Source organism: Paenibacillus sp. LS-5 (assembly GCF_056121505.1).
This window is the reverse complement of the sequence record NZ_JBWAVA010000002.1, coordinates 181,263-194,732: the sequence shown is the minus strand read 5'-3', so window position 1 is coordinate 194,732 and position 13,470 is coordinate 181,263. Positions and strand designations below refer to the sequence as shown.

General features: G+C 49.2%; 11 protein-coding genes. All 11 read right to left on the bottom strand.

The window, feature by feature from the left end; all coding sequences use genetic code 11:
- Positions 1-22: 22 nt before the first annotated feature.
- Positions 23-1,951 (bottom strand): stage V sporulation protein D, encoded by a 1,929-nt coding sequence (locus AC0MA3_RS04155; protein ID WP_379161226.1) that lies wholly within the window; start codon positions 1,949-1,951, stop codon positions 23-25.
- 93 nt (positions 1,952-2,044) lie between these two features.
- Positions 2,045-4,273 (bottom strand): penicillin-binding transpeptidase domain-containing protein, encoded by a 2,229-nt coding sequence (locus tag AC0MA3_RS04150; RefSeq protein ID WP_379161224.1) that lies wholly within the window; start codon positions 4,271-4,273, stop codon positions 2,045-2,047.
- 47 nt (positions 4,274-4,320) lie between these two features.
- Positions 4,321-4,713, bottom strand: coding sequence for a cell division protein FtsL (locus AC0MA3_RS04145; protein ID WP_379161222.1), 393 nt, complete (start codon positions 4,711-4,713; stop codon positions 4,321-4,323).
- A 23-nt stretch (positions 4,714-4,736) separates the two neighbouring features.
- Complete coding sequence (gene rsmH / locus AC0MA3_RS04140) at positions 4,737-5,690, bottom strand: 16S rRNA (cytosine(1402)-N(4))-methyltransferase RsmH (RefSeq protein ID WP_379161220.1); 954 nt, start codon at positions 5,688-5,690, stop codon at positions 4,737-4,739.
- A gap of 39 nt (positions 5,691-5,729) precedes the next feature.
- Positions 5,730-6,167, bottom strand: coding sequence for a division/cell wall cluster transcriptional repressor MraZ (gene mraZ, locus AC0MA3_RS04135; protein WP_020427850.1), 438 nt, complete (start codon positions 6,165-6,167; stop codon positions 5,730-5,732).
- A gap of 227 nt (positions 6,168-6,394) precedes the next feature.
- The gene (locus tag AC0MA3_RS04130; RefSeq protein ID WP_379161217.1) at positions 6,395-7,666 is read right to left on the bottom strand and encodes an adenosylhomocysteinase; all 1,272 of its coding nucleotides are present in this window, start codon (positions 7,664-7,666) and stop codon (positions 6,395-6,397) included.
- A 45-nt stretch (positions 7,667-7,711) separates the two neighbouring features.
- Positions 7,712-9,343: a bacillithiol biosynthesis cysteine-adding enzyme BshC gene (gene bshC / locus AC0MA3_RS04125; protein WP_474655264.1), complete on the bottom strand. Its 1,632-nt coding sequence runs from the start codon at positions 9,341-9,343 to the stop codon at positions 7,712-7,714.
- A gap of 217 nt (positions 9,344-9,560) precedes the next feature.
- Positions 9,561-10,481 (bottom strand): ABC transporter ATP-binding protein, encoded by a 921-nt coding sequence (locus AC0MA3_RS04120; RefSeq protein ID WP_379161212.1) that lies wholly within the window; start codon positions 10,479-10,481, stop codon positions 9,561-9,563.
- On the bottom strand, positions 10,478-11,473 hold the full coding sequence (locus AC0MA3_RS04115; protein WP_379161210.1) for an ABC transporter ATP-binding protein: 996 nt from the start codon (positions 11,471-11,473) through the stop codon (positions 10,478-10,480). The genes AC0MA3_RS04120 and AC0MA3_RS04115 overlap by 4 nt, the downstream gene beginning before the upstream one ends.
- Positions 11,474-11,485: 12 nt before the next feature.
- On the bottom strand, positions 11,486-12,415 hold the full coding sequence (locus AC0MA3_RS04110; protein WP_379161604.1) for an ABC transporter permease: 930 nt from the start codon (positions 12,413-12,415) through the stop codon (positions 11,486-11,488).
- A 21-nt stretch (positions 12,416-12,436) separates the two neighbouring features.
- Positions 12,437-13,369 (bottom strand): ABC transporter permease, encoded by a 933-nt coding sequence (locus AC0MA3_RS04105; protein ID WP_379161602.1) that lies wholly within the window; start codon positions 13,367-13,369, stop codon positions 12,437-12,439.
- Positions 13,370-13,470: the final 101 nt, after the last annotated feature.

Below are 13,470 nucleotides of genomic sequence, written 5' to 3'. Positions count from 1 at the left end.
GAATAGAAGAATTCATCCAACATTATTTCCCATCCTCAGTCCCCATATAAATCCGGATTGTCGAACCCTGCTCGACTCTTGCTCCGGCTTTGGGCGCCTGATTAATTACGGTATTGCCTGTTCCGGAACGGGCGAGTGTGAAGTTCATGTTCAGATCCTCATAAATATCCTGGACTGTAGCCCCCGTAAGATCAGGAACGGTTACAATCGGAGTCTCACCATATTTATAGGTTTTGGGAAGCTGATCTTTACGTTCCGGAACCTTCAAGTAATGCAAGGAGTCCTCCAGGATATTCTGCACGATAGGTGCTGCCACCACTCCCCCGAACTGAATACCCTTCGGATTATCCACTGCCGTATACACTACGATCTGCGGATCATCCGCAGGCGCAAAGCCGATAAACGATACAATATGCTCTGTAGGCGAATACCGGCCGTTAATGACCTTTTGTGCCGTCCCTGTCTTGCCTCCCACACGGTAGCCGTCAATAAAAGCCGGCCGGCCTGTGCCTTTGGCAACTACGCTCTCAAGGGCAGCGCGCACCTTCTTCGAGGTTTCCTCCGAGATGACCTGACGTACCATATCCGGCTGCACATCTGATACAGTCTCTCCGGTATCCGGATTGATCCAGGCCTTGGCAACATGCGGTGTGTAGAGCTTGCCGCCGTTAATGGCCGCCGAGACAGCAGCGATCTGCTGAATCGGCGTGACGGATACCCCTTGGCCAAAAGCGGTAGTCGCCAGCTCTACGGGTCCGACTTGTGCAGGCTTAAAGAGAATTCCGCTTGCTTCACCGTTCAGATCAATACCGGTCTTGGAGCCAAATCCAAACTCACGGATATATTTGAACAAGGTGTCTTTGCCGAGCCGTTGTCCCAGCGCCACAAATCCGGGATTGCAGGAGTTCTCCACCACCTCAAGAAAGGTCTGGCTGCCATGCCCGCCCTTCTTCCAGCAGCGCAGTTTGGCCCCGCTTACTTCGATATAGCCAGGATCAAAAAAACGGTCATTCTGCAAATCCACTTTACCTTCCTGGAGCGCAGCGGCCAAGGTAATGATTTTGAAGGTGGAACCCGGTTCATAAGTCATCCAGATTGGAAGATTCCGGTTATAGATCCCGGCATCATATTCCTTGTAGGCTCCGGGTTCATATCCGGGTCTGCTGGCCATAGCCAGAATTTCACCATTCTTCGGGTTCATGGCTATAGCCCAACTGCCCTGTGCCTGATATTTCACCATGGCCTGGTCCAGCTCGCGCTCCATAATCGACTGGATCTGCTTGTCTATCGTCAGCTGAAGATTAAGGCCGTCCCGGGGTGCAGAATATTTTTCTGAAGAACCCGGCATCAGCCGGCCTCCGGCATCCGACAAATAGGAGATATCGCCTGCGCTGCCCTGAAGCAGCTTGTCGTATATACTCTCCACCCCGGTAATGCCTTGATTATCGATACCGGTGAAGCCAAGAATATGTGCCGCTAAATCTCCGTAAGGATAAAACCGCTTGTTGTCCTCAGCCACAACGATGCCCGGCAGCTGCAAATCACGGATGCTCGCGGCCAGCTCCATCGTAATTTTGCGGCCGCCGGGCTGTAGCTTCACCGATGACTGACTTTTGGACAATAAAGTCACAAGCTTCATCTCACTCATACCGAGCAGTGGAGCCAGCGTCTGTGCTGTCTTTTGCTTTTCTTTCACCTGCACGGGCACTGCATACACAGTCGGCGAGCTGATATTATATGCCAGCGGTATCCCTTCCCGGTCCAATATTTCACCACGTTTAGCGGTAAAAGGAATATTGCGGCGCCACTGGCTTTCCGCTCTGGCACTCAGCTTCTCTCCTTCAGATAGCTGTACATATGCCAGACGCACAGCCAGAGCGCCAAACAACACGGCCAGTCCCAGCAGCGTCCACAGCATTCTCCGGCGCGTTACGACTTTTGAAACCTTCATTCCGTCCCCCCGCTTTCGCTGTTCTAGACATGAGCTCTTATCTTCATGACTATTCAGGACAAACAGGGGTTAGAACAAGCCTATGCGATGGCCTTATTCTTCAGGTGGTTCTTCCTCGTCAGGAGGGGGAGGAATATCCTCTCCATATTCATTGATCGGTTTCAGCGACAGCGTAACCTGTGTCTTACCGTTCTTGATCCCTTCCGTTTGCGCAGACACATAACCCTCGCCATCCACTGCAATGCCTACCTTCAACAGGCTAAGGATTTCCAACGCATCACGAAGCGACTGTCCGCGCAAATCCGGTATAACGGGCTTCTCTCCCTGCTGGCTCAGCAGATAGATGCGCTGACCCGAAGCGAGTGTCGTCCCTTTCTCAGGATATTGGCTGACCACTGTAGCTCCTTCTCCCACAGCTTCAAAGTCAAAGCCCTGATCAATCAGCAGCTTTCGGGCTGCCTGTACCGTTTTGCCGGTGAGATCCGGAGTGGATCGCAACGGGGCAACAGCAGTCTTAACGGTTTTGGAAGTACTGTCTGCAGAATCCTCACTCACCTTGGGCACTCCCATATAAGGCAGCGCCTGCGACACAATTTCCTGGAACACTGGGGCAGCAACCGCCCCGCCGCCATTCCCGCCATCTTCACCCTGCGGCTCATCAATAATCACAATCACCGCAATCTTGGGATCATTCACTGGTGCATATCCGATAAAGGAAGACAATACCTTGTTTCGGTCATAATCCGTACCGTTTACTTTGATTGCCGTACCCGTCTTACCTGCTACACGATAGCCCTCAATGTAGGCATGCCGTCCGGTTCCCTTCACCTGATCCGCAACAACCTGTTCCAGGTAGCCGCCAGTTTCACGTGCACTCTCCTTCGATATCACCTGGCGTACCACTTCAGGCTGGGTAATGGTCTTCTTGCCGGTATTCGGGTCGGTGATTTCCTTGACCACATGCGGAACCATCAGTTTGCCGCCATTAGCGATTGCGGACACTGCAGTCAGTTGCTGAATCGGTGTAACCAGTACCTTACCGTGCCCATAAGCCAAAGTTGCATTCTCGACTGATTTATTCGGATCAGGATTGACGATACCGATGGTTTCACCCGGCAGGTCGATTCCGGTTTTTTCATTGAATCCAAAATCATTAATGTATTGCAGCAATCTCTCCTGGCCAAGCATTTCATACCCCAGCTTAACAAAAGCTACGTTACTTGAACGCTTCACGCCCTCCAGGAACGAGATTTCACCCCAGCCCACTCTGTTGATGTCGTGCAGCGGCTTGCTATACCCCTTAATCCGAATTTGGCCCGATTGAAAAGTGGCTTCAGGATTAAACAATTTTTCTTGCACCACTCCGGCCAGTGTAACAATTTTAAAGGTTGAACCTGGCTCATACCTGGATTTGATCGCGTGATTATAGAAGCCAGCAGCATCCTGATTAGGGTCCCAGTACTCATTAGGATTAAAGGTAGGCATATTCGCCATGCCCAGAATCTCCATTGTGTTTGGATCAGCAGCTATAACACTGATGCTTTTAGGCTTGTATTGGGCATATGCCTTCTGCATAGCTTGCTCAATATAGAATTGAATTGTGCTGTCTATAGTCAGCCTGAAATTGCTCCCGTTAACCACAGGCTGATAAGTATCCTTGGAATCCGGAAGCTTGACGCCTTTGCCATCACTTTGATAGAGAAGTTTGCCGTCCGTACCCTTCAGCTGCTTGTCAAAATACTTCTCCAGCCCCATGATCGCCTTGCCGTCTCTGTCGGTATAGCCCAAGATGTGCGCGGCTAGTGTATCTTTGGGATAATATCGTTTCTGCTCCGTAACGTATCCGACACCGGTTTCCCGGATATCATGTTTTTTGCCCAGTTCCTCGTAAAAGGCCACTACCTTATCCTTGAGCTCCTTGTCAATCTTCCAGCCTTCATTACGGATCTCACGGTTTTTGAGATAGTTGCCCTTCTCATCCTTGGCCTCGATCAATGGCTTGAGCTCGTCTACGGGTTTGCCCAGCAGCTCATGCAGCCCATCTATCACTTCCTGGCCAATCCCCTGCTCTGCAATGACCTCAGGATTGACGACAATAGTGTAAGCAGGAACATCACTGGCGAGGATATTGCCGTTGCGGTCTTCAATCTCACCGCGCACCGCTCTGATGGTTGCAGAGTGAGCCCACTGTTTGGCTGCCTTATCCTGCCAATACTCACCGTCCATAACCTGAAGCCAAAACACCCGACCTACTAAAACAAGAAAAAAGAGGGTAATACACCCTCCTATAAACAGCGTGCGAAGTTTTATTCTTTTTACCATAAGCCAACCTCACCAACTCTATTATTGCGATTGCTGCCAATCGCTGATTAATGGTCTCCGTCAGTGGCCGTGCTGCTCAGTGGTATATAGATGGTCGAATCATCAGATGGCTTGACGTATCCAAGCTCAGCAGCCCTCTTGGCCACTGTCTGTTCAAGACTCTGCTTCTCCATCTGAAACGTTGCGATATCTTTTTTGGTTGAAGCAATTTTGGCATCCAGTTTCTGCGCCTGCAGATTCAAATCGTAAATATGGACATATCGCCAAATCAGGGTGACAGCAACCAGAACGAACACACCTAGTGTCAGCATGTAGAGAAGTTTCTCCTGCAGTGGAAGTACCATGCGTCGCGTGACTACTTTTGTTTTCTCACGGTAAAGCCTGTCTGCCTCTTCTTTTCTTTTGGGTTGAACTGCTAAGTTGCCGCGGGTATAGGCCATCTCTGACTCTCCTTTATCGTTATTTACAATTTCTCTGCGATCCGCAGCTTCGCTGAACGTGCACGTGTGTTCTGCTCAAGCTCTTCTTCTGAAGGAACAAGCGGTTTGCGGTTAATTAGCTTCAAGGTGCCTTCTGCACCGCATACGCAATATGGGAAGTCTGGCGGACATGTGCATCTGCTTAAGTAGCTGCTGAAAATCTGTTTGCAAATCCGGTCCTCCAGGGAGTGAAAGGTGATCACGGATACTCTTCCTCCGGGTGCCAGGCAGCGTACCGCTGCGTGAAGCCCTTCTTCAAAAGCACCAAGTTCATCGTTCACCGCAATCCGGAGTCCCTGAAAGCTGCGTTTGGCGGGATGCCCACCCGTGCGGCGTGCGGCCGCCGGGATACCTTCCTTAATCAACTCCGCCAATTCTCCCGTGCTCTCCACAGGATGTTCTTCTCTCCGCTCCACAATCTTGCGGGCAATCCGCCGTGAGAATTTCTCTTCTCCATACTGGAAAAGCACACGGGCAATCTCCTGTTCAGGCCAGGTATTCACAATGTCGGCTGCAGTCAGCTCAGCGGACTGATCCATCCGCATGTCCAGCGGAGCATCGTGATTATAGCTGAATCCCCGTTCCCCTTCATCAAACTGGGGCGAGGACACACCAAGATCGTATAGAATTCCATCTACCTGGGGAACGCCATCCTTTTGCGGAACAAAAGGGAGTTCCTTAAGCACTTGTTCAAGATCGCGGAAGTTGGTTTTCACCAAAACCACCCTGTCTCCATATTCAGCGAGACGCTCCCTTGCATTCTGAAGCGCCCAGTCATCCTGATCCAGACAGATCAGCCGGCCTTCGCCGCTGAGCTTACCGGCAATTAGAGCACTATGTCCCGCTCCGCCGAGTGTGCAATCCACGTAGATGCCATCCTTCTTGATGTGCAGCCCTTCTGTCGCTTCTTCCTTAAGCACCGTGATGTGGTGAAACAAGCTGCATCCCTCCAGGGCAGTATTCGAATAATATATGTGTTATAGATCGAAGTTGAAATCAACCAATTTCTCGGCAATCTCGTTGAACGTTTCCTCTGACTGTTCGAAGTACTGCTCCCATAGCTCTTTGTTCCAGATCTCCACCCGGTTCGAAACGCCCAGAATCACACAGTCCTTATCCAGCTTGGCATATTGCCGCAAATTCCCCGGCAGATTCACTCTGCCTTGCTTGTCCCATACACATTCGGTCGCTCCCGAGAAAAAAAAGCGGCTGAAGGCACGAGCATCCGATTTCATCAGTGAAAGGCTTTTGAGCTTTTGCTCCATGATGCCCCATTCTTCCATGGGATAAACAAATAGACAAGTGTCGAGGCCGCGGGTTGCTACGAAGGAGGTTCCGAGCATGTCACGAAACTTGGCCGGGATAATGATTCGGCCTTTGTCGTCAATGCTATGCTGATATTCCCCCATAAACATAATTATTCCCCACCTCTAACTTCTAATTCCCCACTTTGCCCCACTTTACACCACCTAAGCATAATAGATTCGCCATTAAAAATCAAAATCCTTTTTCACAAGGGAGGTAATTTTTTCTTTTTGTCAAGGGGGCAAGCAGAAACCGGCGGGCATATACAGCTTATATTTCAAAAAAAAGTGCCCGAACCATTTACATGGCCCGGACACCTTGTATTCCGTTCTATAGGTTATGCGTCGAGATTCCAGCTGTCGAGGTATTCGACCTGTGCCGGAGTCAGACTGTCAATGGAAATCCCCAGACTCTCCAGCTTATAACGGGCTACCTGCTCGTCCAGATCGTAAGGAACATTCTCTACTTTGACGCCAATGCTCTTGTAATTATCATTTACATATTTAAGTGAAAGTGCCTGCAGTGCAAAAGTGGTATCCATAATCTCGGCAGGATGTCCGTCAGCAGCTCCCAAGTTCACCAGGCGGCCTTCGGCAAGCAGATACAGTTTGCGACCGTCTTTCAACTGGTATTCTTCAATATTCTTGCGTACCGTTCGCTGGGATACGGAACGCTCGGACAGTTCAGGCTTATTCACTTCAACGTCAAAATGGCCCGCATTGCACATAATCGCCCCATCCTTCATTACATCGTAATGCTCCCCGCGGATCACATAGCGGTTACCGGTCACGGTAACAAAGAAATCGCCGCGTTTTGCTGCTTCCAGCATCGGCATTACGTGAAATCCATCCATATGGGCTTCTACAGCTTTAATCGCGTCCACTTCAGTAACGATCACGTTGGCACCTAGGCCTTTGGCCCGCATAGCCACACCTTTACCGCACCAGCCGTAACCCACTACTACAACTGTTTTACCGGCTACAATCAGGTTAGTAGTGCGGACAATTCCGTCCCAGGCTGACTGGCCCGTACCATAACGGTTGTCGAACAAATATTTACAATAGGCATCATTTACAGCGACCATAGGGAACTTGAGAATACCCTGCTTCTGCAGTGCTTTTAACCGGATGATCCCGGTAGTGGTCTCTTCTGCGCCGCCCCGGATATTCTCCATCAGGTCGGGACGCTCGGAATGCAGCAGTGTAGCAAAATCACCGCCGTCATCAATAATCAGATCCGGCTTGCTCTCCAAAGCTTTGATATTCAGAGCCTTGAACTCTTCAGGGGAAGGGTTGTATTTGGCGAATACCGTTATGCCGTCTTCAACCAGTGCTGCGCAGACATCATCTTGAGTGGACAATGGATTGGAACCGGTAATCGTTACCTCGGCACCGCCGGCTTGAACAACCTTAGCCAGATAAGCCGTTTTGGCTTCCAGATGAAGCGTAATCGACACCTTCAAACCCTTGAACGGCTGCTCGGCTTCGAACTGCTCCCGGATACGGTTCAATACAGGCATATGCTGGCGAACCCAGTCGATTTTGAGATGTCCTTCCGGAGCCAGCGACATATCTGCGACAATACTATTTTCTTTCGACATTGAACTCATTGTAAAACCTCCTGAAAGTTTTGCGGAAAAACCGCTTCTTTGAATTTACATATATATCAAGCGGTGATTCCCGCTGTAATCCGCAGGGATGTTCATCAGCTCATCCAGCCATTTCGGACCGTATCGGTTCAGATAGTATGTCACATTATATACTCTCTCCTGCAGCTTGCCCAGCGGCATCAGCGACAGTTCAATCCGTTCCCACTGGCGGAGCGCAGCTTCGTTCTGCTTCTCCATAGCATCCTGGGCTTTGGTCTGAAGGAACGTAATCTGATCCAGAATCTTGTCTTTATTGTTTGCACCGAGTTTCAGAAGTCCCGCCTGTATCGAGCCCAGCTGTTCAATCAGCGGTTCGTACATTGCAGTAAAAGCAGTCTTTGTCTCCTCGAACCGGCGCTCCAGCTCCAGCTCATCCTGGGCGGCGAGCCATTTCTTTCTTTTCTCCTCCAAGCCCTGAAGAACATCGCCAAAAACAAGCTGGTACTTATCCATATGCTTGTGAAGTGTCCCTTCCACAACCGTGAAGGACATACGCGGAATGATTAACGGCATCCGTTCCCCCACCACCTCAAACGCTGGCTGCGGAATAGCCCAATAAGCGATTTCCCCTTGTCCAAGCACCGTTGCCAGTACCGGCAGCACATAATCCTGCATGAGCGGTCTGGTGAGTACATTGTTGCTAAACCTTTCAGGATGTTTATCAAGCTGATCCAGTAACTCCTGTCGGGAAAAGGAGACCGCGCCCTTCCGGTCAGTGAAGCGACCTTCCTCTTTGTGAAGCAACAGGCGTGCACCTTGATGTATATAGAAAAGATTGGCCCCGCCAGCAGTTACAGCAGCCTGAAGCTCATATCCGCTATCCGCTATCCTTGCAGCAGATTTATGGTATGCGGTCTCCAGTTCATCGTTCTGTTCAATCATAGATTTGAACATCGGGACTTCCAGCTTCCTCAGCCCGGGGTCTGCGGAATCAAGCAGAATCAGGCCGAATCTGCCGAACAACGAACCCATCAGCTTGGCAAAAGCATCACTCATGCTGCATCCTGCAGCTGAGGAATCGCGGATCACGTCCATAATCTGTGGCTTGAACTCACTTTCCTGCAGCAGGTTGTCCAATTGCCCGATCATTTGCAGCCAGCTTTCTTCCTCAACCTGGATCGCACTTACGGAAGACCGGAGTTCATCGGCCTTGTCCAGCTTAAGTCTAGTGATCTCCCCTGTACGGTTCAAGACATACGTATGATTGACCTCATCCCAGTCATGATCCTCACCTGCAATCCAAAACAACGGAACCACGGGTCGTCCGAGCTGCGCTGCCGCTTCTTTTGCCGCCTGAATTGTTGTAATTGCCTTATATATAACAAAAAGCGGACCCGTGAACAAACCGCTCTGCTGGCCGCCGGTAACGACCAAAGTCCCTTTTTGCTCCAGAAGTGCCAGGGAATCCATCACTGCAGAATGAGAATTAAATTTAAGATTATATTGTCTTAAACATTCAGCAATCCCGGAACGGTCAGCACGCAGTTCTTCAGTACTGTCCAGCCACTTTGCACGCTCGGCTCTGCTGGCCTCACTGCGGAAATCCCCGCCGTACAAATGACCTACTTTTTCATAATGATGTATATAGTCGCGGGCTAGTGCCGACCCGCCCGGAACGGGCTCAGGTACTACATTCATGTGCAATTGCCTCCTGTTCTACTATGCTGCTATATGTAATCAATGGGTCGGATAAACTCTTTATGATTGTATCCAAAGTTAAGGGCGCCGTCAAAGAAACCCGCTGTTCCTTTAATTAGCAGCCGGTTACTAACGAAACAATAGGCGAGAGCTGAATGCTCCCGCCTAAGGTATACTTCGTCAAATAATATATCGAGGTAATATTAATTGTATATTCCTATGCGAATTGCTTGGCTACAAAGTGGCCCTTCGAAACTTCAACCAATTCAAAATCACTGTCATTGGTTTTTTCCCCAGCCGCGTAGATTGGAGTACCCAGTTCATCATGCAGATGAATACGTTTCTTGTTCGCTTCCACATCCGGATCCGGTACTGGAATCGCGGACAGCAGCGACTTCGTATAAGGATGGATAGGATTGGCATACAGCTCTTCACTTTCTGCCAGCTCAACCATTTTGCCCAGATACATAACAGCCACACGGTCACTGATATGCTTAACCATGGACAGGTCATGCGCAATAAACAGATAGGTTAGTCCAAGACGGTCCTGCAGTTCCTTCAGCAGGTTGACCACTTGCGCCTGAATAGATACGTCCAGCGCGGAGATCGGCTCATCGCAGACGATGAATTTAGGATTAACCGCTAGTGAACGTGCGATTCCGATACGCTGACGTTGTCCACCGGAGAATTCATGCGGATAGCGGGTTGCATGGTCATGGTTGAGTCCAACCATATCGAGCAGCTCTTCAATCCGTTTTTTGCGTTCTGCACGGCTTCCAGCCATACCGTGGATATCCAGTGCTTCACCAATGATATCCGAAACCGTAAAACGCGGATTCAGCGATGCATACGGATCCTGGAAGATCATTTGCATATCACGGCGCATAGCTTTCATTTTGCCCGGAGACAATTTGTAGATATCCGTTCCGTTATATTTCACACTGCCAGCAGTGGGTTCGTAAAGACGAAGCACTGTCCGGCCGGCAGTTGTTTTACCACATCCGGATTCCCCTACCATTCCCAGGGTTTCGCCTTCGCGAATCGTGAAATTAATATTGTCAACAGCCTTAAGAACTCTTCCCTTACCTACATTAAAATACTTCTTAAGACCTTCAACTTCAATCAGGTTCTTACTCAAACGAACTGCACCTCCTTGGCCATCGAATGCAGATTCCAGCAACGCGCCATGTGCGTTTCACTGAATTCTGTTGCACCGGGATCGATTTGTTCGCAGACATGCATCGCTTCACTGCAGCGTGCCGTGAACGGACAGCCGACCGGCGGTTTGATCAGATCCGGGGGAGTACCGATGATCGGGATCAGCGGCTCGCCCTTCTTTTGGTCCAGACGCGGCATCGACCGCAGTAACCCCTTGGTATACGGATGCTGCGGATTTTTAAAGATTTCCCATCTGGTTCCGGTTTCCACTACTTCACCAGCATACATGACGATGACCCGGTCACACATTCCGGCAACAACGCCGAGGTCATGTGTAATCAGTATGATGGAGGTCCCGAGTTTTTGCTGCATATCTTGCATGACTTCCATGATCTGCGCCTGAATCGTTACATCAAGCGCCGTTGTCGGCTCATCTGCAATCAGCAGGGCCGGGCGGCAAGCCAGTGCAATGGCGATCATTACACGCTGGCGCATACCGCCGGAGAATTCGTGGGGATATTGGTTAAAGCGAGCCTCCGCATTTTTGATGCCTACGAGCTTCAGCATCTCAATACCTTGCTCTTTCGCTTCGGCCGCTGACATTTTCTGATGTTTGATCAAAACTTCGGTTATCTGTTTGCCCACCTTGATCGTTGGGTTCAAAGAAGTCATCGGGTCTTGAAAGATCATGCCAATATCTTTGCCGCGAATCGTTTCCATTTGCTTCATGCTTTTGTCCAGCAGATTCTGTCCCTGAAAAATAATCTCGCCTTTTTTCACTTTGGAAGGGGGCGTAGGAATAAGCCGCATAATCGATTGTGCGGTAACACTCTTGCCGCTGCCGGATTCACCAACAATGGCTACTGTTTCACCTTTGCCTACTTCAAAATTCATACCACGGACAGCTTGTACTTCTCCGCCTTTAACAAAAAAGGAAACATGCAGATCCTTGACTTGCAGAATGGGTTCCATCATATTCACCTCCTATTTCTTCAGCTTAGGATCCAGTGCATCACGTAGACCGTCACCAAAAATGTTAAAGGAAAGCATGGTCAAGCTGATCAGGATAGCCGGGAACAGGAAGCGCCACGGATAATACATCCAGCCTGTCAGTGAATCACTGATCATTGAACCCAGGGAAGCGATTGGAGCCTGTACACCCAGACCGAGGAAGCTTAAGAAAGCTTCAGCAAAAATGGCATTTGGTACGGACAAAGTAATCGTTACGATAATGGGTCCTACGGCATTTGGCAGCAAATGACGGAACAAGAGTCGTTTGGAGCCTGCACCCATGGAACGCGAAGCCAGAACAAACTCACGGTTTTTAAGCTGCATAATCTCCCCGCGTACAATCCAGGACATGGTGATCCAGCCTGTAATGGTCAACGCAACGATAATCGTAAACAAGCTTGGTTCCATTACCACGAGCAGCAAAATAACCACCAGCAAATAAGGAATGGAGTACAATACTTCAGAAACCTTATTCATAATGTTATCCACGCGGCCACCAAAGAAGCCCATGATTCCGCCATAAATAACACCGATCAGCAAATCAATTGCCGCTGCGGCCAAACCAACAATCAGTGAAATACGTGCTCCGTACCATGTACGGACAAAAATGTCACGGCCCAGATCATCAGTTCCAAACCAGTGGTCGGATGAAGGGGGCTTATTGGTGCTGAGCAAATCATTAGAGTAGTAGTTGTATTTTGAGAACAATGGCCCAATCAGTGCTGCCAAAATAATCAAGGCAAGAATACCAAGAGCAGTCATCGCCATTTTGTTCTGACGAAGACGTTCCCAGGAATCCCTCCAAGCTGAAAGACTTTCACGTTGAATGACTTCCGCCTGTTTCTCATCAATACCGATTTTTTGGAAGTCCTCTGGTTTCAGGTTCGCATCCAGCGAACTCATATTTTTGTCAGATACCAATCTTTAGCCCTCCTTTCCTCCAGTTAGTTTGATACGCGGATCTACAAATACATAAGCAATGTCTGTAATAAAGCGGGCTAACATGAGCAGTACACCATAAAAAATAGTAATCCCCATAATTACGGTATAATCACGGACACCGATCGCTTCCACAAACTGTTTCCCGATACCGCCCACACCAAAAATCTGCTCGATAACCACAGAACCGGTAACGATGTTGGCTGTCATAGGTCCCATGTATGTAACGACAGGCAGAATTCCGTTGCGGAGAACGTGACGGCTCAAAATAGCGAACCAGCTTAGTCCTTTAGCCTTAGCCGTCTTGATGTAGTCTGCATGCAGCACCTCAAGCATACTGGAACGGGTCAGACGCGCAATAAAGGCTATCGGCTGTGCCGAGAGCGCGGCTACCGGAAGGAAATAATACATGGGGCCCTTAAATCCTGAAACCGGAAACATATGAAACTTATAAGCGAACATATACTGCAGCAGGGATGCGACTACAAAGCTCGGGACCGCAATCCCGAGTACCGCCAGCACCATCGCAGCGCTATCAATGAACTTCCGGTGATACAATGCTGCCAGCATACCTAGTATTACGCCGACAATAACCGACACGATAATCGCAAAAATCCCTAGCTTCAGGGATGATGAAAAAGTCTGACCAATCAAATGAGTTACATCCTGATTCAGACGTTTCATGGAAACACCCAGGTCTCCTCGGGCAACTTCACCCAAATACTTAAAATACTGATGATAGAGCGGCTTGTCCAGACCATATTGCTCGTATAAACGCGCTTTAATTTCCGGCGGAACTTTTTTCTCGGCAGTAAACGGATCTCCCGGAATTGCTTTCATCAGAAAAAAAGTCGCTGAAATAAGTACAAACAGCGATACGATCATATAGAAAAATTTATTGGCTACATAACGAACCATCCCCATCAACACCTCCTTCGACTTTTTTATGGACATACAATAGAATTCTATTCAAAAAATGACCTTTTGTCCATTTTCTATTATTGCAAACTTGTGAAAAC